At 60.1% G+C, this 23,084-nt stretch carries 15 protein-coding genes; 6 read left to right on the plus strand and 9 right to left on the minus strand.

Going from position 1 to position 23,084, the window contains the following annotated elements; genetic code table 11:
• Window positions 1-64 precede the first annotated feature (64 nt).
• From BLU78_RS11475 to BLU78_RS11485, 3 genes are all read right to left on the minus strand, one after another.
• Window positions 65-607, minus strand: a complete 543-nt coding sequence (locus tag BLU78_RS11475; RefSeq protein ID WP_010264976.1) for a UpxY family transcription antiterminator — start codon at window positions 605-607, stop codon at window positions 65-67.
• A gap of 327 nt (window positions 608-934) precedes the next feature.
• Complete coding sequence (locus BLU78_RS11480; RefSeq protein ID WP_010264979.1) at window positions 935-2,941, minus strand: PKD domain-containing protein; 2,007 nt, start codon at window positions 2,939-2,941, stop codon at window positions 935-937.
• A gap of 18 nt (window positions 2,942-2,959) precedes the next feature.
• Window positions 2,960-3,874, minus strand: a complete 915-nt coding sequence (locus BLU78_RS11485) for an endonuclease/exonuclease/phosphatase family protein (RefSeq protein ID WP_020692964.1) — start codon at window positions 3,872-3,874, stop codon at window positions 2,960-2,962.
• A gap of 208 nt (window positions 3,875-4,082) precedes the next feature.
• On the opposite strand from BLU78_RS11485, the gene BLU78_RS11490 reads away from it, so the two are divergent.
• Genes BLU78_RS11490 through BLU78_RS11515 form a run of 6 tightly spaced genes read left to right on the plus strand, consistent with a single transcriptional unit; the run spans window position 4,083 to window position 14,247 of the window.
• On the plus strand, window positions 4,083-4,655 hold the full coding sequence (locus BLU78_RS11490; RefSeq protein WP_010264988.1) for an RNA polymerase sigma factor: 573 nt from the start codon (window positions 4,083-4,085) through the stop codon (window positions 4,653-4,655).
• A gap of 24 nt (window positions 4,656-4,679) precedes the next feature.
• Window positions 4,680-5,858, plus strand: a complete 1,179-nt coding sequence (locus tag BLU78_RS11495; RefSeq protein WP_010264991.1) for a FecR family protein — start codon at window positions 4,680-4,682, stop codon at window positions 5,856-5,858.
• Between the two features lie 39 nt (window positions 5,859-5,897).
• Window positions 5,898-9,326: a TonB-dependent receptor gene (locus tag BLU78_RS11500; RefSeq protein ID WP_010264993.1), complete on the plus strand. Its 3,429-nt coding sequence runs from the start codon at window positions 5,898-5,900 to the stop codon at window positions 9,324-9,326.
• Window positions 9,327-9,339: 13 nt separating this feature from the next.
• Window positions 9,340-11,229 (plus strand): RagB/SusD family nutrient uptake outer membrane protein, encoded by a 1,890-nt coding sequence (locus tag BLU78_RS11505; protein WP_010264995.1) that lies wholly within the window; start codon window positions 9,340-9,342, stop codon window positions 11,227-11,229.
• Window positions 11,230-11,248: 19 nt separating this feature from the next.
• Window positions 11,249-11,767: a DUF1735 domain-containing protein gene (locus BLU78_RS11510; protein WP_010264996.1), complete on the plus strand. Its 519-nt coding sequence runs from the start codon at window positions 11,249-11,251 to the stop codon at window positions 11,765-11,767.
• 17 nt (window positions 11,768-11,784) lie between these two features.
• On the plus strand, window positions 11,785-14,247 hold the full coding sequence (locus BLU78_RS11515) for a beta-glucosidase (protein WP_010264997.1): 2,463 nt from the start codon (window positions 11,785-11,787) through the stop codon (window positions 14,245-14,247).
• Window positions 14,248-14,360: 113 nt separating this feature from the next.
• On the opposite strand, the gene BLU78_RS11520 is transcribed toward BLU78_RS11515, so the two are convergent.
• The 6 genes from BLU78_RS11520 to BLU78_RS11545 form a co-directional block, all read right to left on the minus strand.
• Window positions 14,361-15,245 (minus strand): sugar phosphate isomerase/epimerase family protein, encoded by an 885-nt coding sequence (locus BLU78_RS11520; RefSeq protein WP_010264998.1) that lies wholly within the window; start codon window positions 15,243-15,245, stop codon window positions 14,361-14,363.
• A gap of 7 nt (window positions 15,246-15,252) precedes the next feature.
• Complete coding sequence (locus BLU78_RS11525; protein WP_010265000.1) at window positions 15,253-15,705, minus strand: DUF6528 family protein; 453 nt, start codon at window positions 15,703-15,705, stop codon at window positions 15,253-15,255.
• A gap of 24 nt (window positions 15,706-15,729) precedes the next feature.
• The gene (locus BLU78_RS11530) at window positions 15,730-17,352 is read right to left on the minus strand and encodes a DUF6377 domain-containing protein (RefSeq protein ID WP_010265003.1); all 1,623 of its coding nucleotides are present in this window, start codon (window positions 17,350-17,352) and stop codon (window positions 15,730-15,732) included.
• A gap of 95 nt (window positions 17,353-17,447) precedes the next feature.
• Entirely contained in the window at window positions 17,448-19,688 is a 2,241-nt protein-coding gene (locus BLU78_RS11535; RefSeq protein ID WP_010265006.1) for a TIM-barrel domain-containing protein, read from the minus strand.
• Window positions 19,689-19,770: 82 nt separating this feature from the next.
• A complete protein-coding gene (locus BLU78_RS11540) occupies window positions 19,771-21,288 on the minus strand; it encodes a calcineurin-like phosphoesterase C-terminal domain-containing protein (protein WP_010265007.1) in 1,518 nt (505 codons plus the stop codon).
• Between the two features lie 80 nt (window positions 21,289-21,368).
• Window positions 21,369-23,072 (minus strand): RagB/SusD family nutrient uptake outer membrane protein, encoded by a 1,704-nt coding sequence (locus BLU78_RS11545; protein WP_026020805.1) that lies wholly within the window; start codon window positions 23,070-23,072, stop codon window positions 21,369-21,371.
• Between the last annotated feature and the right edge of the window lie 12 nt (window positions 23,073-23,084).

Here is a 23,084-nt window from a genome sequence, read left to right on the forward strand (position 1 = left end):
AGATTAATCGTATTTCAGATGTCCCGGCACAACGGAAATCCGTCCGGGAGAGGCGGATTCAGTTTCAGGCGATCTTCTCCAGGAAACACCCCGGAATGTAAGTCGTCGCCACGGCTACGACACCTTCGATCGAAACGATCAGGCGCCGGTTGCCCTTGATGCGTTTGATGTACCCCTCGGCCCCTTTGAAAGGCCCCTCGGTGACGCGCACCCGATCCCCCGAGCGCAAGTCCGAAGGCTCCTCGCCGAGATATTCCAGACCGGGATCGCCGGTCGAAGTAACCAGCATGAAGACGTTCATCTCCAGGTCGGAAATGACAGCCGGCTTCCGGGTATCCCGGTCGAAATAGGCCATCAGGGGCATGGTGTTCTTCAGCCGTTTGGAGAGTTCGAGCACATATTGCTCGCGCCCGCGGACGAACATCAGCGACGAAACAGCCGGTTCACGCCGCCGTATGGTCCGCCCGCCGACGGTCGTCTCCACGCAGCGCAACGGAATATAGCTCTTCACCCCGTCCTGTGCGAGAAGCCTTTCGACCTCGAACACCCGGTTGTAAAAGACTTTCAGTGCATACCAGTGTTCTTCGTCGCCGCGCTGATCGAACATAGTTGATAAAAGGATATACTCTACAATCCCCCGCAGACGATAAACCGGTCACCGGACACGATTTATACTACGAGGCAATCAAGGGTTGACCGCTGAATCTCCGGTACCCGACGCCCATGCCCCTGAACCAGAAGCGACGCCGAACCCCCTGTAAATGAACAACCTCTGTACAAGAGGCATTTTTACCGAACAAAAGTATGGATTATCGGCCGAATAACCAAATATTTCCGTTCAAATATTCTCTCCGCGGCGTCATTACGGCCATACCGACAACAAAAAAGTCCGGCCGGCAAAATTACCGACCGGACTTTCCATCCAAACAGCGTTTTATCGCTGCAACGCCATGTGGGCGGCCGTGCAGGCGCGCTGCGGCCACGGGGAATCGGCCGGGCCCGTCAGCCCCATGTCGAAAGCGATCAGCTTGCAGGCCGCACCGTCTTTCAGGTTGACGTAGATCATCCCGTCGTCAGCGATCACCGGCGAGGACCACATGTTGGTTCCCAACTGCTTTTTGAAGAGCAGCGTTCCGTCGGGTTTGACGACGTGGTACCAGCCTGCATTGTCGCCGCAGTGGATATTTCCGTAACAGTCCACGGCGGGCGTACCGCCGAATCCGTCGGCGCAGAGGTACTGCCAAAGCTGCCGACCGGTCTGACCGTCGAGGGCGGCAATCTGTCCGCCGGTCTTGTTTACAGAGATATAGACCGTACCGTCGGCGCCCAGCACCGGACCGCTGAAATCGATCTTCCCGGCCGGATCGGGCGTGAACACCCAGCGCCGGTTCCCCGCCGCATCGCAGGAGACGACAGCTCCCGCACCGCTTTTCTGCACTCCGGCGTAGGTATTGCCCTCAGCGTCGATGGCGATGCTCGTACCGTTGACATCGTAGGTGTCGGCTACATTGAACGACTTCAGGACGCCCCCGGCATCCACAGCGCCGTAACCTTTGCCGCCCGAAAGTCCGAAATAGGCCGTTCCTGCCTTGTCCGAGGCGATCATGCCGGTAAGGCCGCCGCCGACCGTCAGGGTGCGCCACATCTCCTGCCCCGAATCCTTGTCGACGAGGATGACGGAACCGCCCGTGCCCTGATTACCGATCAGCACATTGCCGCTGATGTGGATGGCCGGCGAGGTATAGCCGGTCACGGCGCCGAGGGGATAGGCATAGCGCCATTTCCGGGTGCCGTCGGGACGGATCGCATAGAGATAGATGTTCTTCGTCTTGTCGCTGCCGCCGGCAAGGATGTAAACCGTACCGTCGGTGCCGACGCAGGCGGAGGATTTCTGCTGGCCGCCGGCGCCGTCCTGCGAAAGATCGTACACCCACCGTCGGGAACCCGACTTGTCATAGGCGTAGAGTTTGAGTTTGTCGCTCGTCACGTAGATCGTGCCGTCGAGCCCGACGGTCGGAATGACGCCGCGCAGCGTCGAGCTGGCTTCGATCTCCTGCGACCACACCACGCCGGGCCAGACGTTCACGGTCTGTTCCTGCCGGTCCGTGACACCCGCATCGTCGGTCACCGTCAGCGTCACCTTATAGGCTCCCTTCTCCGGATAGGTATGGAGCGGATGCCGCTCCGAGGAGGTCGCACCGTCACCGAACTCCCAGGCCCAGGCCACCACCTCGCCGTCCTCGTCGGTCGACAGGTCGGTGAAGGTCACTTCGTCGCCGGCGAGTACGATCCCGGGGGCAACCGAGAACGCCGCCACGGGCGGAGTCCCCGCATCGTAGACCGTCACGGTTTTCTGACAGCTTTTTTCGCGTCCGTTGTCGGTCGTGACGGTCAACTGTACCGTGTAATCGCCCGGTGCGGAGTAGCGTTTCGAAGGATTCTCCTCGGTCGAGGCATCGTCCGCGTCACCGCTGCCGAAATTCCAGGCATAGCCCACGATTTCGCCGTTCTCGAAACTCGACCGGTTGACGAAAGCAACCGGTTCACCGACGGCATATTCCTCTTTTTCAAAGGTGAAATCGGCTACCAGTTCGCGGTCGTCCTCGCGGATCACGAGGCTGTTCTCGCTTTGGTCGACGGCACCGTTGCTGCCCGTCACGGTAAGCCGGACGGTGTAGGAGCCCGCCTCGTTGTAAACTTTCACAGGCTCCTTTTTGGTCGAACGGGCCGACTCGTCGCCGAAATCCCATTCGTAAGCGATGATTTCACCGGCGTCGAATGACGAGGTGTTGATGAAACCGATCTTCTCGCCGGCGGCATACGACTCCTTTTCGGTCGTGAACGCAGCGACGGGCGCAGGACGGTCGGCCTCGCCGGAATCCTCGCAGCCGAAAAGCCCGCAGAGCAGGCAGCACGTTCCTATTGCGAACAGTTTTTTCATGTCGGGTCGGTTTTTGGGTTATTGCCGTTCGAATTTGAACGAGAACGACAGGACGATCGGAAAATGGTCGGAGGGATAGACCTTGTTAAAGTCGGTATTGACGATCCGCCACTCGTTGACCACAAAATCGAGGTCGGCCGGGCGCAGCATGATATGGTCGAGCTGCGCACCGCTGTAAAGCGGCTTGTCGCTGTAGTTATAGGCGTTGTAGGTGTGCCAGTCGGCGTTCTCCGTCCGCACGGCCTCGTCGCGCGTGTCGCGGAACTGGTCGGTCAGAATCTTGTAGGGCTCCGACCACTGGTCGCCGTTGAAGTCGCCGGTCAGAAAGGCGTGATACCCTTTCGCGATGCTCTTCACCCGCTCGTTGACGATCTGCGCCGTCTTTTCGCGGGCGACTTCGCCCTTGTGGTCGAAGTGGGTGTTGAAGAGAAAAAACTCACCGCCGGTCTGCCTGTCGCGGAACTTCCCCCAGTTGCACATACGGATGCCGTAGGAGTCCCAGCTCTTGGAACCGGGGACGTCGGGGGTTTCCGAGAACCAGAACGAACCGCTGTCGAGCAGCTCGAAACGCTCCTTCTTATAGAATATAGGATTGTTGTGGCAGTCGGTATCGGCCGGGTTGCCTGTGACGCTGGTGCCCGTATGGTCGTAATCGGGCAGCATCGCGATCAGGTCGTCGAGCGCATGTCGCCAGGGCTCCTGAATGCCGATGATATCGAAATCCTGGGTATCGAACACACTGGCCGCCATTGCTTTCCGGTCATCCCAGGGGACGGGGTTGTCGAAAGCCACGTTCCACGTAGCCAACGTAAACGACTGATTGCGCCATTGGGATTCGGCCGGCTCCTCCTTCGGCCCCGATTCGGCCTTGTCACAGGAGAAGGCAATGCCGCACCAGCCGCAAAGCAGCAGGGAGAGCGCGAAATGTCTCATGTTTGTCATTCGGTTTAAATTTAGGTTGGACATTTTTTGAATGGTTTGTTACTGATAAGTAGACGCCCGAATCGGGATTTTGTCCCCCGGAATCCCGATTTTTCTGCCTATTTTCACGGAACATTCCTTTTTTTCACCTTCTCCGGCTGCGGAAGGGGACAAAATCCGAATTGTCCCGTCTTTTAGTTGGAGTCATGACTCGAACGATATGAAGCACGACAGAATCATCGGCCGGCAATTTCTGGAAGGTAACGACGACGTATGCGTCTACCTCTACAACAGCTATGCAGACCAGCTCTACGCCTACGGATGCGGGCTCGGGTTCGACCGCGAGACGCTCAAAGACGCCATCCACGACGTTTTCCTGAACCTGCTGGCGCGGCGGCGCGAGCTGGGCGGCGTAAAGAACATCCGCAGTTACCTGTTCCGGGCCTTCTACAACCGGCTGATCGACTTCAAACGGCACGAATGCGACACGACGGAACTGACGCCCCAGCTGGACCTGCGCATCACCGTTTCGTTCGCCGACAGCCTGATCGACACGGAGCAGGCCGCGCGGCTGAAGACGATGCTCGAACACATGCTCAACGAACTGAGCCCGATGCAGAAGAGCGCGATATACATGCGCTACATGTATGAAATGGAATATGCCGAGATCGCCGAGATACTGGACGTCACGCCCCACGCCGTGCGCAAGTTCGTCTCCAAGGGACTCGGGAAGCTCCGCAGCAACAAGGACCGCCTGCTTCTGCTGGCATTGTTCTCGGCGCTCACGGCCTGACAAAACCGAAAAACGACAACGATTATGGATAACAAAGAATATAAGGAGTACACCGCGGCCGACTTTCTGAACGACCCCGATTTCCTGCTGTGGTGCCTCGACCCCGACAAGCGCGAAGACCTCTTCTGGAGCGAGTTCCCGGCGAACCACCCCGAGACCTTCGCCGAATTTCGCAAGGCGATCCAGACGGTCGGCAGCGTCCGGCTGAACAACTTCACGCTCGAGGAGGGCGAAAAGGCCGAACTTTACGACAGCATCATGTCCGACTACCGGGCCCTGTGCAGCCGCCGACGGCTGCTGCGCCGCCGGTTGTTCGCGCTGGCGGCTGCGGCCGTCGTGGCGGCGGGAGTGGTCGTTCCGGCCCTGCTGGGCGTGTTCCGCCCCCCGACGGAGACCGACGCCTCTCCGGCCCGGGCCTCCGAGATCCGGCTGATCTCCGGCAGGCAGTCCGAGCACATCGCCTCGGAGAGCGCCAGCATCGAGTGCGCCCCCTCGGGAGAGGTGCGCATCAACGGCCGCAAGATCGCCTCGGCGAAACCCGCCCGCATGAACCGGCTGGTGGTGCCCGAAGGCAAACGGGCCGACATCACCCTTTCGGACGGTTCGCGGGTGTGGATCAACTCCGGATCGGTCTTCACCTTCCCGGCAGCCTTCGGAGAGGGCGAACGCCGCGTGAGCATCGAGGGCGAGCTGTATATCGACGTGACGCCCGACCCCGAACGCCCCTTTATCGTCCACAACGCGCTCTTCGACACGCGGGTCCTGGGGACGAGCTTCGACGTGAACGCTTACTGCGACAGCAACCGCCCGGCATCAGTCGTGCTGGTGCACGGCGCCGTGGAGATCACCACCGGCGACGGCGAGCAGGTGCAGTTAGAAAGCAACGACATGTTCAGCCTCAAAGCGGGCAACTATACGGTCGTCAAGGTCGATCCCTCGCAGTACGTCAGCTGGAAAGACGGACTGTTCACCTTCTCGTCGGGCACGCTCGAACGGGTAATCGCCCAGATCGCGGCCTACTACCGCGTGGAAATCGTCTGCGATCCCGACGTGCGGGAACTCTGCTGCTCGGGCAAGCTGGTGCTTTTCGACGACCTTTCGGACACGCTCGACGTCCTGTCGGACATCCTGCCCATCAACTGCCGGATCGAACAGCGGCCCGACGGCACGCGGGCGGTCTGCGTCACGGCCCGCACGAACTGACCCCTGAAACGACTGCTATCAACCTTAAAAACTTTATAAATGACACAACTCTACCAATGGATGCAGCGCCGCGGCCTGTTCCCGATCCGCCGGGGAGGCGCCCTGCTCGTACTGATGTTCCTCGCGGGCGGGGTCCGGGCGTTCGGCGCACCCGAAGCCGTGCAGCGGGTCACTCTCGACCTGAAAAACGCGACCCTGCAGGAGGCGTTCCTGCAGATCGAAAAACAAACCGACTACGCCTTTATCTATGCCGACAACACCCGGCCGCGCCTCACCGCGCACCGCGTCACGCTCCACCTGACAACACAGCCCGTCCCCGCAGTCCTCGACAAATTACTGGAAAAATCGGGACTGACCTATGAAATCCGGGGACGGCAGATCACCGTGAGCCCCCTGCCCCCGGCTCCGGCCAGATCCGCCGCCGCGGTGACCGCCAGGCAAACCTTCAGCGGCAATGTCATTTCGGCGACCGACAACCGGCCGATCGTCGGGGCCAGCGTCTATGTCGAGGGTTCGGACGCCGGCACCATCACCGGTCCCGACGGCTACTACTCGATCGACGTTCCCCCGGGAACGCACGAGGTGTCGTTCAGCTTCCTGGGCTACGAGACCCGCCGCGTCCCGGCCGACAACCCGATCCTCTTCAAGCTGGTTCAGCTCTTCGAAGCCGAAAACAGCATCAGCGAAGTAGTGGTCGTAGGCTTCGGCGTCCAGAAGAAGGAGAGCCTCGTCGGCGCCGTGCAGGCCGTGAAGCCCTCGGAACTGAAGGTCACTTCGAGCAACCTGACGACGGCCTTCGCCGGACGCATTGCGGGCATGGTCTCCGTGCAGTCGTCGGGCGAACCCGGAGCCGACGGCGCGAACTTCTGGATTCGCGGCATCTCGACCTTCGGCACGAACAAGGAGCCGCTGATCATCATCGACGGCGTGGAGGTCGTGGCCGAGATGCTCAACCACACGGCCCCCGAGTCGATCGAGTCGTTCTCGGTGCTCAAAGACGCCACGGCGACGGCGCTCTACGGCAGCCGGGGCGCCAACGGCGTGCTGATCGTCACCACCAAGGAGGGCCGCAACTCCGAGAAACTGACGGTCAACGTCCGGGCCGAAGCGGGCATCTCGATGCCGACGCGCGTGCAAAAGATCGCCGACGGCGTGACCTACATGGAGGCTTTCAACGAAGCGCTCTGGACCCGAACGGCCCTTTCCGAGCGCGGCAATTTCAAACCCTATTACTCCGAGGAAAAGATCGAAGGGACGCGCCGGGGCCTCAACCCCTACGTCTTTCCCAACAACAACTGGTACGAGATGCTGTTCAAGGACATGACCTGGAACCAGAGTTTCAACATCAACGCCCGGGGCGGCGGATCGAAGATCACCTATTTCCTCAACGCCTCGATCCACAACGAAGACGGCATCGTGCGCCGCCCCTCGGAATCGAAGTTCAACACCAATATCAACGCCCAGAAATACATTTTCCAGAGCAACATCGCCGCACAACTGACGCGCACGACGCGCGTGAGTCTGCGCATGAACACCCAGCTCTACTACCGCCACCTGCCCGACGTTTCGGTCTCGGATCTCTTCTACTACACGATGCGGGCTAACCCGGTGTCGTTTCCCGCAACGTTTCCCTCGGAGAAGGCCGGCGTGAACTACACGGTCTACGGCAACTCGGAATCGTGGGGCAACGGCCTCGACATCAACCCCTACGCCGAGTTGAGCCGGGGCTACAAGGACCGCCATACCAACTACATGACCAACAACCTGCAGGTGGACCAGAACCTCGATTTCATCACCAAAGGACTCTCGGTCAAAGGCATGGTGACCTTCTTCAACAAGACCTACAACGACGTGGCCCGCTACTTCCGGCCCTTCTACTACACCCTCTCGGACTACATGATCAAAGACGACGGGAGCTACGACTACTCCATCCGCGAACTGCCGCAGAACCCCGTGGGCTCGACCTACCTGGGAACATGGACCAGCGGCTCGGGATACCGCGAACTCCAGTTCCAGGCTTCGGCCAACTACGCCCGCACGTTCGGCGACCACGACGTCAACGCCATGCTGGTCTACCACCAGCGCGAGAAGCTCAACAACCGCCCCTCGTCGACCGAGACCGACGTGCTGCCCTTCCGCGAACAGGGACTCGCCGGACGCCTCACCTACAGCTACAAGAGCAAATACCTCATGGAGGCCAACTTCGGCTACAACGGCAGCGAGAATTTCATCCGCGGGCGCCGCTTCGGATTTTTCCCCTCGGTGGCCGTGGGCTGGGTGGTCTCGCGCGAAGGTTTCTTCAGGCCGCTGACCAAGGTGGTCAACAACCTGAAATTCCGCGTCTCCTACGGCGAATCGGGCAACGACGCCCTGGCGGCCCGCTTCCCCTACATCTCGACGATCACGATGGACAACAAGCTCAACGTCTATTTCGGCGACAAATATGCCCAGCAGTCGGGCCCGGGCATCACGCTGCTCGGCAACGAGGACGCCTCGTGGGAGATCAGCCGCAAGTTCAACGCCGGCATGGACCTCAACATGTTCGACAACAGCCTGAGCATCATCGTCGACGCTTTCAACGAAAACCGTTCGGGCATCTTCATGCAGCGCGTGTCGCTCCCCTCGTCGATGGGCTACACGGGCGAGACCTCCTACGGCAACATCGGCAAGGTCCGCAACTACGGCGTCGACGGCTCGCTCGAATACAACCGGGCCTTCGGCAAGGACCTGATCGTCTCCGTGCGCGGAACGTTCACCTATGCCCACAACGAAACGGTTTTCCGCGACGAGGCGCGGGGCACGGCTCCCTACATGCTGCGCAAGGGCCAGCCGATCTACTCGCTCTGGGGACTGGTCGCCGACGGACTTTTCGCCTCGCAGGAGGAGATCGACAGCAGCCCCGTGCAGACCTTTTCAGGCACGGTGCTCCCGGGCGACATCAAATACCGCGACCTGAACGGCGACGGCGTGATCGACGACAACGACCAGACCTCGATCGGCCGCCCGACGATCCCCGAAATCTTCTACGGCTTCGGCGCCAACATCCAGTACAAAAAATTCGACTTCTCGTTCTTCTTCCAGGGCACGGGGCGCTACGGAATCGAGATGATCGACATGCACCCGTTCCGCGACGACCAGTACTCGGGCTTCAACATGACCCAATGGGTCGCCGACAACTACTGGCGGGAGTCCGCCCCGAACCCCGATGCGGAATACCCGCGTCTGGACATCAACTACAACAAGAACAACACCCAGCGGTCGTCGTTCTGGATTCGCAACGGCGCCTACCTGCGCCTGAAGACCGTCGAACTGGGCTTCACCCACAAATCGCTGCGTGTCTACTTCGTCGGCACGAACCTGCTGACCTTCTCCCCGTTCAAAAACTGGGACCCCGAACTGGGGCGCGGCAACGGGCTGGTCTATCCGTTACAGAAAACGCTGAAAATCGGCGTTCAATATAACTTCTAACCCTCCGAGAACCATGATAAAAAAACTTCACCACCGCCTTCTGGTCCTGCTCGCGGCGATCTCCGCGGCCGCATGCACCGACTACCTCGACGTGCTGCCGGAGGGAACCCCCGAGCTGCGCGACATCTTCAAAACCGAAACGCAGGCCGAGAAATTCCTCGCCACGCTCTACAACTACATCCCCAACGTCACGGGCTACCGCCCGATGCCGGACTACTGCGCCGGCGGCGACGTGATGACCGGCTGGGTCGGGGCCGTCCGCTATTTCCCCTACAAGAGCCTGCTCTACAACGAGGAGAGTGCCACGACGACCTATTTCGGCATGTGGAACGTCAAAGGCAACCCCTCGGGAAGCCAGAACTACGACCTCTTCAAGGGCATCCGCTACTGCTACATCCTGCTCGACAACGTCGACAAGGTCCCGGGACTCGACCCCAAAACCCGCAACCAGTGGATCGGCGAGGCCAAGTTCCTGATCGCCTATTATCATTGGCAGCTGATGTCGTACTACGGTCCGACGGTGATCGTCGAACGGGAGATCGGCCAGAACGAGACGGACGAATCCGTGATCTATCCCGAACGCCGTCCCTACGACGAATGCGTGACGTTCGTGACCCGCCTGCTGGACGAGGCCGCCGCCCTAATGGCGGCCACACAGCCTGCCGGCAAACTGGGCCGCGCGACCTCCGTGGCGGCCAAGGCCATCAAAGCCCGCGTACTGCTTTACGCCGCCAGTCCGCTGGTGAACGGCAACTCGGAATTTTACGCCGGATTCAAAGACAAGTCGGGGCGGCACCTGATCGCCCAGGAGTACGACCCCGAAAAGTGGGAAAAGGCGCGCACGGCGGCCCAAGAGGCGATCGCACTGGCCGAGGAGAACGGCTATAAACTCTACGAGAACCCCACCGCGGCGGCGCTTCCCGACGCCGAGCGGGGCGAGATCAACTACCACGACCTGTTCGTCGAGCCGACGTGGCCCCAGAACCCCGAATACCTGTGGGCCTCGGGCGACCAGACCTACATCCGAAACGTGCAGTTCCGCGGCGGAGCGCGTATCGAGGACCCCTACAACACGTCGAGCTTCAACCCCTACGTCGTTCCGACGTTCGAACTGGTGGAGACGTACTACTCGAAGAACGGGCTTCCGATGGACGCCGACCCTGAAACGAAGGGCCTCGACCTCTACAAGATGGACCCCGACAAGGAGACGGCCCTCCTGCACCTCAACCGTGAACCGCGTTTCTACGCCTCGGTAGGCTACGACCGGGGCCCCTACGAGATCAACAACCAGTCGTTCACGCTCCATTGCCGCAAGGGCGAACGTCAGGGCAGTACGGGAAATATCGCCCACGAATACCAGAGCTGCACAGGCTATGTGCTGAAAAAGTGGATCCATCGGACACTTGCCTACGACAAGGGGTCGCAGCAATACACCTACCGCGAATACCCCTTTCCGCTGATCCGGCTGGCGGAACTCTACCTGAGCTACGCCGAGGCCGACTTCGAATACACCGGATCGCTCGGCAGTCAGAGCCTCGTCTACCTGAACAAAGTCCGCAAACGCGCCGGACTGCCCGACTTCGAGGTGTCGTGGAACCGCGCCGGAGGCATTCCGCAAGGACAAAAACTGCGTGACGTACTGCATCAGGAGCGGCTGATCGAGCTGGCGATGGAAGCGCGGTGGTTTCACGACATCCGCCGCTGGAAAACCGCCGGCAAGATGCTGGGGCACACCCCCAAATCGTGGAACCTCGAAGCCTCCGACGGCCCGGGATTCTACCAGGTGGTCAACATGAAGGAGAGCGGCACGCGGACCTTCATCACCCCCAAGTCCTACTGGATGGCCATTCCGCTCTCGCAGATCAACATCAACCAAAACCTGGTCCAGAATCCGGGTTATTAACCTACTAATGAACAGACCGATGAAAAAACATCCAACTTTTTCATTCACGAAAACCTGCTTTTCCGTCGTATTTTGCTGCTTCTGGCTGCTTTCTCTGCCCGCATGCAACGACGGCAGGGAGGTGAACCTCACGATCCCCACCGAGGTCTATCTGGTGCAGGCGGGCCTGCAAACGGTCGGATTCCCGGAGTCAGGAGAGCCGCAGGCCGTGCTCACCGTCTACAAAGGCGGCTATAACGACGACGGCGTGACCGTCCGGCTGGGCATCAGCGAATACGCCCTCGACCGTTACAACGAGGAGAACGCAACCGGCTACCGGATGCTGCCCGAAACCTACTGCACATTCGACACCCGGAGCGTGGAACTCGGCGCCAAGCGCTGGAAAGCGAACGTCACCGTCACATTCAGGGCTTCGGAACTGCTCGCGGAACTTCCCTCGGGCAGCGAATGGGTCCTGCCCGTCGCCGTCACCGGCATCTCATCAGGCGAAGTGAACGCTGGTAAAAGCGCCGTATTACTGCTGTTGCAAATACCCTGAAAACCCAAAATAAACCAATGAAACGACTGTTACCGCTCACGCTCCTGCTGGCGCCCGTGCTCCTTCCGGCACAGACGATCACCCCGGACGCGAAATCCCGCGCCGCGGAGCTGGTGAAACACATGACCCTCGAAGAGAAAATCGACTATATCGGAGGTTACAACGACTTTTACATCCGCGCCGTGCCGCGGCTGGGCATCCCCGAAATCCGCATGGCCGACGGGCCGCAAGGGGTCCGCAACGACACCCGCAGCACGATGTATGCGAGCGGCATCGCGGCCGCCGCAACATGGAGCCCCGAAACCGTCTACAACATGGGAGTCGGGCTCGGACGCGACGCCCGGGCGCGCGGGGTCCACATCCTGCTCGGCCCCGGCGTGAACATCTACCGCTCGCCCCTCTGCGGCCGGAATTTCGAATATTTCGGCGAAGATCCCTGCCTCACGGGAGAGATCGCCGTGCAATACATCCGGGGCGTGCAGTCGCAGGGCGTGATGGCCACGGTCAAACACTTCGCGGGCAACAACCAGGAGTGGAACCGCCACCATGCCAGCTCGGATATCGACGAACGGACGTTGCAGGAGATTTATTTCCCGGCCTTCCGGCGCGCCGTGCAGGACGCCGGGGTCGGCAGCGTGATGTCGAGCTACAATCCCCTCAACGGCGTGCACACATCGGAGAATTATGACCTCGCGGTGCGCACGCTGCGCGAGGCATGGGGTTTCGAGGGTATCTTCATGTCCGACTGGAACGCCACCTATTCGGATGTGGGCGCCGCAAACGGGGGCCTCGATCTCGAAATGCCCTCCGGAAAGTTCATGAACCGCGAAAACCTGCTGAAAGCCATCGAAACGGGACTGGTGCGCGAAGAAACCATCGACCTCAAAGTACAGCACATCCTTCAATCGCTCATCGCTTTCGGGTTCTTCGACCGCGACCAGCGGGACGCCTCCATCCCCGAGCAAGACGCCGTTTCGCGCGAGGCGGCCCTCCAACTGGCCCGGGAAGGCATCGTCCTGCTGAAAAACGACAACGGCCTGCTGCCCCTGCGCGGAGGCAGGATCGCCGTCGCAGGCCCCAACGCCGCACGGGTCGTGACAGGCGGCGGAAGCGGTTACGTACACCCCTGCTCGACCGTCCCGGTGCTCGACGGAATGCAATCGCTGGGCCGCCGCTGGAAAATCGCCGACCTGAGCGACAAACTCCGCAGCGACCTCAGCGCAGGTGGGTTCTACACCGATTCCGACTGCCGCGAACCCGGCCTGCGGGCCGCCTATTTTCCCAACCGGAAATTCCGGGGAACACCCGTGATCGAACGCACGGAGACCGCAGTGGAGTACGACTGGGGCAAGGGCAGCCCGGCGGAGGGGATGCCCGAAGACAACTTCTCGATCCGCTGGACGGGCGTACTGAAACCCGCGGCGAACACGACGCTGCGCTTCACGATCGGGGGCGACGACGGCTACCGCATCTTCATCGGCGGCGAATGCGTGGCCGGAGACTGGGGCAACCACCGGCTCACCACCCGGTCGGCCGAACTGAACCTCGAAGCCGGACGCATCTACCCCGTCGTGATCGAGTATTTCGACACGGCAAGCAGCGCCTCGGTCCATTTCAAATACGAATTCACCGACCTCGAGGCCCGCGACGAAGCGCTCCGCACGGCCGACGCCGTGGTTCTCTGCGTAGGATTCAGCCCCGAGACCGAGAAGGAGAACTCCGACCGCACTTTCTCGCTGCCCGAGGGTCAGGACGAACTGATCGGACACGCCGCATCGCTCAACGACCGCGTGATCCTCGTCGTGAACAGCGGCGGCGGCATCGACATGTCGAAATGGCACGACAAAGTGGCGGCGATCCTGATGGCCTGGTACCCGGGGCAGGAGGGAGGCCAGGCCGTCGCCGAGATCCTCTCGGGCCGGGTCTCGCCCGGCGGCCGCCTGCCCATCACCATCGAGAAACGCTGGGAGGACAACCCCGTGCACGACAATTACTACAACAACGTCTTCAACGACTACCGGAAGGAGACCTACCTGCGGATCGCCTACAACGAAGGCATCTTCGTCGGCTACCGGGGCTACGACCGGACCCGGACCGAGCCGCTCTATCCGTTCGGTTACGGGCTGAGCTACACGACCTTCGACTATTCGAACCTCACGGTCACACGCGAAAGCAATGTCTACACCGTGTCATTCGACCTGACGAACTCGGGCAAAACCGACGCCGCAGAGGTCGCCCAACTCTACGTCAGCGACCCGGAATGCTCGGTTCCCCGCCCCGCCAAAGAGCTGAAGGGATTCCGCAAAGTATTCCTTCGCAAAGGCGAAACAAAACGCGTAACGCTCCGCCTGAAAGACGACGCCTTCGCCTTCTACGACTCGCTGCAAGGGAAATTCACCGTCGAACCGGGCGAGTTCATCATCTCGGTCGGCTCCTCCTCGGCCGACCTGCGGCTTCGGACACGGATCGTGCACGAATAACAAATAAAAACTCAGCCGGTGTCCGGCTGAGTTTTTATTTCGAACACCGGAAAAAGGCTTGTCGCCTCTTCCCGAGAAACCGCATTTAAAGTCAAATATCGGTTAATAGTTCGCTACGCACCGTACCGCTTGGCCGGATACCCGTCGGTCGGAAGCACACAGATCATCTTCTCGAAACGATGGGTTTCCGAAAGCCCCGTCTTGCTGACCGTGGTCACCGAAATGCTGTTTGCCGGAATGTTCACCGACTTGCGGTTGGCTTTGAGCACGACGCGCTCCGTATCGCCTCCGCTCACGACGGTCAGCGCCTCCGGAACCGAAAGTTCGAACGAATCGCCCATCCGGACGGTATAGGGGGGGGGCTTCGAGCCCCACGACGATAAAGTCGGGCTGTGCCGGAATCGCAGGTTCGTCGTCGCTGCACGCGGCCAAGAGAAAGGCACCGGCAAGCGCCCGGGAGTCTCCTGCAACAGGTGATTGGTATCGAAGCAAATGCCGACCGAAGGGTCTGTCCGCCCGAACAAGGCCAGCATCTCGTCCGAAGTGTTGCAGAGGCAGGTTCGCGGCAGATCCTCGATCAACAGCTGGGCGCCGGTGTCGCGGACAATTTCGGCCAGCGTGTTGATCGCATTCACGCTGTTTTCGAAATGAACGGCACGCAGCGAATCGTCCGGCGAACTGATATCCCAGGCGCGGCCGAACGGAAGATGCACGGACCAGACGGTCAGTCCGGCCTGCTCGGCATCGGCGCGGAAACGCCCGATAGCCGCAAGCCGCTCTTCAGGGGATTTCCCGCGCAGCGAATTGAGCGTCACTTCCACATAATCAAACCCGGCCTCTTTGACCTGCTGCAATTTTTCAGCCGGCATGGTCAGCGATACCGACAGCCCCTTGGGCCAGCTGCGATAGGCTTCGAGCGCACTGCGGCGCTCTGTCCCGCATCCTGCCGCCACGGCGGCCAGGAGCAGGGGCACGATCCATTTTACGATGTGTTTCATAAGTCTGTCAGTTTTGAGGTTGATGGTCCTCGGGATAACTGAACGTATTGGCGAGCATCCAGCGGCCCTTGTAGATCCGGGCGCCGCCGCGCCGGTAAACGCTGCGGCCGCCGGTGTCGATCAGCTTGTCCGACCAGTAGCTTTGCGTCGGATAAAGCAGGATCGTCTCGTAATCGGCCGGGCCCGACGACACGCACTTGACGTTGACCGTCGTGCTGGCATTGAAGCGGGCGAACTCCTTGGAGGAGACATTGAATTTCCAGATCGCATTGGGCGTAGTGAGCCAAAGCTGGTTGAGTCCGTACACCGGAAAAAGGTCGTGGGCGTCCTTCTGCCCGTCGGGAAGCGGATAGGTGTCCTGCAACACCAGCGCCGGTTTGCCGTCAGCCCGGGTGTAGCGGTAAGTATGGAGCACATCGCCGGCCGTAGCCCACAGCAGTTCGTTCGTGCGGTCCCGCACGGCATCGGCCGGACCGGATGCCTGTCAGAGGCCGATACGCTGAATCCTCTTTTCAAAATCGCTGCGCGATCCGAGTGCCGAATTGCGGAGTTTGGTGCGATAGGTATAGACCGTAGCCGACGCGCAGTTCAGAAAACTGGCAATACATCCGCTGTCGGTGATCCCCAGCCGCATGACGGCCAAAATACGCAGTTCGGTCGAAAGCGCACCGTCAGTGCGCACCGGAAAACGCGCCGGTTCTTCGAGCAGGTCGTTGACCCGCTCTACAAAATCGGGGAAAATGCCGAGGAATGTTTCGTCGAAGATGCGGTAGAAATCACGATAACTGCGGTCGACGTCCGAAGGCGAGCGCAGCTTGCGCATCAGGGCCTCCGTGCCGTCGGTTTTCGCGGTTTTCCGCAATTCCATCCGGTATTCGTCGACCCGGCCTATGTAATGCGTGGCGAGCTGCATATAGCGGAACACATAACTGTCTTTGATCTTGTTGGCATCGCGCAGATGGTCGTTCACGATCCGGAACTGTTCATTTCGTTCGTGAAGCCGCTTGTTGACTTCGTAAATCAACGAGGTGTTGCGCCTCAGCCGCCGGTGCTGGCGCTGCGTGTGGAACAGCAGCAGGGCTATGATCACCAGCAAAAGCAGAAAAACGCTGACCATGACCGTCAGGATGCGGCTGCGGGAGTTGATGCTGTAAACCACGGCCTGATTGATGATCATCTCGGCCTGACTCGAGTGGAAGATACGTGTATTGTAGTTACACGAAAGCACATCGGCAACCGTACACTGAATATAGCGGGCCGCACGCTCCATGTCCTTCTCCTCGAACATCATCAGCGCCAGTTCATACAGGGAGAGATACTCCCGGACGGGGGTTTGCAGGTCGTTCACCGCAGCACGGGCGAGCCAGAATTTACGCTGTCCGCGATCGCCGAGGGTTTCGTACACGTTGGCAATGTTGTATGCCACGCGGGCCCGCGTCCGCGAACTATGCCGGGAATCGTAAAGCGGCAGCAGCACGTCGAGCGCCTCGTCACAACGCTGCTGCGACAGCAGGTCGATAGCCAGCAACCGCTGGCGTGTGACGTACGAGTGTCCGTCGAAACCGATGCGCACGCGCCGTATCCGGGCAAGCGTATCGGCATAGGCCCTGCTGCGGGATTCGGAGGTGTTCTGCGAGGCAAGACGGCTGTAAACGACCATCTGCTGGGTGTAGTAACTCGCACGCATCCGCCTGGTGATACCCGCGGTATCCAGCGACCGAATGCGGTCGTAGGCGTCTTCGATGTTGTTACGGCCGATCAGAACGGATATGTCGCAGGTGGTGGACAGAAATTTCATATCCCGGCGGCCCGTGCGCTCGGCAAGATCGTACATCAGGGCGACGTAACGGGCGGCCGTATCGATATTGTAGGTGATATAAGCGTCGAAAAGCCGGTTCGCGGTCTGCCAGCGCCGCGTGTCGTCACCGGCGTCCCGCAGCGCACGGCGCAGCGAATCGGCGCGGCCGTTGAAACGTTCGGTATAAACGGCCTTGTTTTCGATGGTATGGTCCAGCTCGGTCAGCAACAACTCCATTTCTCCCTGACGGCAGGCAAAAAGCCCGACAAGGCAGAAAGCGCAGACGATATACGGCAGAGAAATCTTCATCGGTTCGGGTTTATGTACAAATTTACAAAAAAAGACGAATCCCGCACCGTTCCCGGGCGGAGATTCGTCACACGTCGCGGTCTCCGGCAACCGGATCAACCGACAATTTCGATCTTCACTTCACGGCGGATGTCAGTCGCAGGAACCTCCACCACACTGCATTTCAGCGTTTCATCGAACACGGGCTTCACCGTGCGGCCGCCGACCCTCACTTTTTCGATCTTCCCGGCGGCGGGAAGCTGAAGCCGGTAGGCGCGTTTGACCACCTGCCCCTCGTAGACGCCTTCGGCGGGTCGGACCGTCACGGTCGTCACCCTGCCCGCCCGGCGGTAATTGAGCTGCGTGGTCGCATACGCACCCCGTTCATAATCCCGGGTCACACCGTCGTCCTCGTAGAGCGTATAGGTGTTGTCAGCGTCGCCGGCCGAGGGGTAGACGCGCATGACAAGCGTCGTGAGCGGCGTCGAGGCGGGACGCGGCGTATAGGGCTGCATGGGCAGCACCCAGCCTCCCCGGACGTAGAGCGGAAACTCCTCGAGCGGCTTGGATATTTCGCACTCCCGACCGCCGTCGAAGCGTTCGTGGGTGAAGAAGTCGTACCAGACATCCTCTCCGGGGAACCACACCCGCTGCGAAGCGACCTTGTCGGGCCCCGTGCCGGGCGAGGAAACGGGTGCGGCGAGCAGCAGGTCTCCGAAAAGGAACTCCTGCTCGTTGCAGTACGCGCGTTCGTCACCGCCGTATTCGATATACATCGGGCGGTTCAGCGGCACCATCGTCGAATGGGTCTGCCAAACGCTGCTGTAAATGTAGGGCATCAGCTCCGAACGCATGTGGTACATGCGGCGCATGGCGGCGGTTTCGCGGTCGCCGCTGAGCCACGGACGGCGGTCGAGGCGTGCATCCTTGGTCGAGTGGACGCGCAGGGCGGCCGACAAGGCTCCGAACTGCGTCCAACGCACGGTAAGTTCGGGATTGGGGTCGCCGCGGAATCCGCCGATGTCGTGCGCCCAGTAGTAGCAGCCCGCATTGCCGCTGGCGGCCGTGAGTTTGACCTCGAAAGCCAGCATCTCCCAGTTGGCCTGCGCGTCGCCCGAGAACTGGATGGGATGGCGGTGGTCGCCCCATCCGGCCCAACGGCTGTAACCCGCGCCGCGCAGCCCTTTCCGCTCCGTCTCCCGGTAGTAAAGCTCGTTGATCCACTGCAACGAGGTGGAACGGTATCCCCGCACCTCGGGATAGAGGTAGTTCTGCTGCCAGTCGAGCCACCAGAAATCGACGCCCATATCCTCGGTGGTATGATGGGCGTGTTTGAAGAACGTCTCCATATATCTGCGGTCGCCCAGGTCGAAAAGAAGCGGTTTGGCCGGATCGGCCCCCATATCCTTCATAAAGGCGCCGTACATCTCCTCGTGGGGACGGATGCCGTCGTGCGGATGGTCGTTGAGCGACACGGTCACGCCGCGGCGGTGCACCTCGGCGATCAGCGCTTCGGGATCGGGAATCCGTTTGCGCTCCCAGGTATACCCCGTCCAGCTGCGGCTGCCGGCATGGCCGGTTCCGATCTCTGCCGTATAGGTATGCCAACCCATGTCGAAGACGAGATTGTCGAGCGGAAAGTCGTTCTGCTCATAGCCGTCGATGATCGAGAGGAACTCCTCGGAGGTGTAGTCCCAGTAGCGGCAGTACCAGACGCCGTGGATGTATTTGCGGGTCATCGGAACCCGCCCGCTGATGGCTCCCAGATCGGCCAGCGCGGCCTTGTAGTCGTTGCCGTAGACAAAGCAGTACTGGTCCTGCACATGGCTGCGGGTGTCGCGCGGGCAGAGCCATCCGTCGACCAGGAGATCGGACCGCTCGTCGTCGATCACATACCAGCCGTCACGGCTCAGCAGACCGTCCTGCATGGGTATCTCCCCGGTAACGCGGTCGAGGGTTTCGACCGGACCGCCGAGGTTGTTGCGGAAGATGCAGCGGTTGGTGAACTTCTTCTCCTTGCCGTTGAGCTTATAGTAGGCCGCAAAGTTATGCAGTCCGAACGGGAACCCGTCATGCTCGTAGACGATACGCAGGGCCTCGGTCGTGATCTCGTAACGGTCGCCGCCCAGCGCCCGCACCTCGAACCGGTCCGCAGGAAGCAGGTTCGAACGGTCGTAGGCGAAGATCGTGGGATCGTCGATGAACTTGCCGTCACGGGCGAATTCCAGACGGAAGAGCGTCGGCGTGATGAGCGTCAGGCGATTTTCGCCGAAAACGAGGGGATTGCCCGCAGGCTGCGCCGAAGCGGCGATCCCGCCGCAAAGAAACAGCAGCAGCAGTAAAATGCGATTTTTCATGAATCGTTAAAAATGAGTTGGGTATTAAAATTCTCCGCACCGCCGTAACAGTCGGTGCGGAGAAAAAGCTGTCGTGCGCGGACTATTGACCGGCCGTATTGCGGATACGCTCGGTATAGACATTGCCGTAGGGATCGGAAGCCTTTACCGTGACTTCGTTCCAGGCCGCGGACGACGGTTTGTAATAAAACATATGGTCGCAGTTCGACTCCGGTTCTGCCGTCGGACGGTGTTCGGGCACGGTTTCGCCGAACATGAAGTCATAGGCACGGCGGTCCATCTCGTATTTCAGGTTCGATCCGGAGGGCAGGGTCGTCCAGGCCGCATCGTCCTCTTTCACCTCGACCGTCCAGGTGGAATGCCAGTTGAAGATATTGAAAATCAACCCGTCGCGGTATTTCTCAGACACCGCCTGTCCGGGACCGTAGAGGTACATCTGGTACTCTTCGGGATAGGCCGTGCCTTTGTAGTACCAGTTTTTGATCCGGTTGCCCTCGATCTCGTAGACCGCATAGCCGCGGGGACTGCCGTCGTTGCACAGCTCCTCGCCGTTCCAGTAGGCGCCCATCACGGCGCCGAGCGTATTCTCCTCGATGGTTTCGGAGATCGTCGTCGTGTAGTTGTTGTGCGAATGTCCCGAAAGAATGCGGACATTGTACCCGTCGAGCAGTTCGTAGAGCTCCCGGTAGTTGGCGACGTGGCTCGTGGGACGGTTGCGGCGCGAGGTGGCGATATGCACGCCGAGGATAATCAGCTTGTCCTTGGGGACATATTTCAGGTCTTGTTCCAGCCACGCCATCTGCGCCTCGGTAATTTCGGCGGTATAGTTGGAAGAACCGGTGTAGAGCACGTCGTCGAGCACGACGAAATGGCAGTCGCCGATATTGTACGAATAATAGGTGGGGCCGAACGCCGAACGGAAACTATGGTCGGCCTCCGTGTCCACGCCGATGGCCTTGTCGTGGTCGTGGTTGCCGATCACCTGGAAGACAGGTACGCCGATCTTCCGGATCTGCTCCTTGTAAACGCTGTGGAAAGGCATGTTGTCCCACACCAGGTCGCCCAGCGAAATGCCGTAGACCGGCTTGTCCAACTCCTGCTGTACGTAGGGCACCAGCAAAGGCAGCACCTCCTTTTCGAGCATGACGACCTCGTCGTCGCGGCCGATCTGCACGTCGGCCAACGCCAACAGGGTGAACCGCTCCTTCTTGCCGGTGCGCTCGAGCGTAAAACTGCGCTGCACGACATCCCGGTCGCCGAGACTGATCTTTTTGTAGATGGCCGGAAAACCGTCTTTAAGGGGGATTTCGCAGTCGGCAGGCACCGATACGAACACGAACGGAGTGCTTTTCTTCACACGCATCTGGTAGACCCCCTGCGCATCGGTGGCCGTTACGGTGAACCCGTCGCTCACGACCACGCCTTCGATCGGATTCTTGCCGTCGGTAACGCGGCCCACGAGGTTCATGCCGGGTTCGGGGGTGATGTCTACCTTTTCGTAAAGGCCGCCGAGTATTTGGGCGCCTTCGTCCTCGGAACAGGCCGTGAAGCCTACGGCGAGCAGGACTATCAGCAGGTATTTAAACAGGTATTTGATCATTGTTCAGTTTTTTTGTTTGGTTTATGCAAAAGCCGGACTTCTCCCCGGACGCCCTCGGGCATCCGGGGAAAAGCGGCATTCTACTCCTCGGCTGCACCTCCGTACCCCGGATTCTGCTTGATCAGGTTGTTGGCCGATATGGCCGAGTTGGGAATCGGGAAGCGGTTCATGTTCCGGTCGTTCGAGGGGGTGTGATCCCACCACGATTCGGAGGTGAATGCACCCCAGCGGATCAGATCGGTACGGCGGCGGCCCTCTCCGAGGAACTCGATCATCCACTCGTCGAGCATGCGGTACTCGTCGAGGTTGTCCACGGTCACGGGATCGGGATCGTTGCGGTTCTCGAAGTTACGCGCACGCACCTGATTGATCAGTTCGGCGGCCTCCTTCTTGTGTCCGGCGCGCAATTCGCATTCGGCCAGCATGTAATAAATCTCCGAAAGGCGGATGACCGGGCAGTCGGGATTCCAGCGCAGCTGCTTGTCCGCAAGGTTGGGCTGCGGGGATTTCACCAGACGGATGCCCGAGTTCTCCTCGCCGTCGGCCATCGTCGAAGGCAATTCGGCCACCGAGCCGTATTTGCTGCCCACCTCCGAGAAGCGGGCTACCTGATCCACCATATTGATAACTTTGCCGCTGTACTCTTTCTGCCCCAGGCACTCCTTGGTCGGATCGTCGAAATTGACCTGCTTGCCGACGAGAAACATACCCTCGTATTGCTTGTTGCCGAGATAGCGGTAAGGCTTCTTGCGCAGGTCCTTGTCGTTGAACTTGCGGTAGGGACTGCCCAGTTTCCACTGGGTATAGTAGCTCCCCTGCGGATTGAGCGAAGGCGCCAGGATGAATCCGTTGTAACCGGCGGTTTCGATGTCGAAATAGACATAGGACGAATAGTGGTAGAAATACTTGAAATACCAGTTCCACTCGACCTTCGAGTTCTCCGACGGAACGTTCCAGATCGCCTCGCGCGAAGAGTCGTTGTCGAAGGTGTGGGGACCGTACCACGTATCGTCCAGTTCGTAAACGCCGTAAAGACCGCCGATGATGTCGCGGCAGATCTGCGCGCATTCGTCGAAATGCTTTTCTCCGATGTACGCTTCGGCGTTAAAATAGAGCTGGGCCAGCATCGCCGCAGCGGCAGCCTGCTTGATGTAACCGTCCTCCGAGGCTCCGAGCGAAGATTTCTTCGCCAGGGAGGGAATGGCGTTTTTGAGCAGCGTTTCGACGTGCCGGAAGGTTTCGAGCGCCGTATTGCGGGGACGCAGGCCGTCGTTCACCGAATGGTAAATCGGCATTCCTCCGAAATAGTCGAGCCCTTTCATGTAAAAATAGGCCGTGATGGCGTTCAGCTGGTTGATATGGTCGGCCTTGACGGCGTCGCTGAGCCCGATGGCGTTGTAGTCGACGCCCTCCAGGTCGGCCTTGGCCTCCAAAGCACGCGAAATACCGCCCGTCGTGCCGTCGTAGGTGTTCACGACGAAACGGTCGTCGGGCGACCAGGTGTGATAGTGCAGGCGATAGTACTCTCCGCCGTTGTACCAGTCCGCGCCGCGTTTGGGACAGACCATCTCGTCGGTCGTCAACTCCTGGAGATACCAACGGTCGGCGCCGATATACCACTTCCAATGGGTAAAGGGACGGCACAGCACGGCATAGGTACTCTCGGGCGAGGTGAAGAACGTGTCGGGAGTCACCTCCGAATAGAACTTCTCATCGAGACTGCACGAGGGAGCGACAAGAGCGGCCGCCCCGGCCAATACGGCTGCTATATGTTTGAATTTCATATTCATCTCTGA

Origin of the sequence: Alistipes timonensis JC136 (genome assembly GCF_900107675.1) — a bacterium.
Taxonomy (GTDB): Bacteria; Bacteroidota; Bacteroidia; order Bacteroidales; family Rikenellaceae; genus Alistipes; species Alistipes timonensis.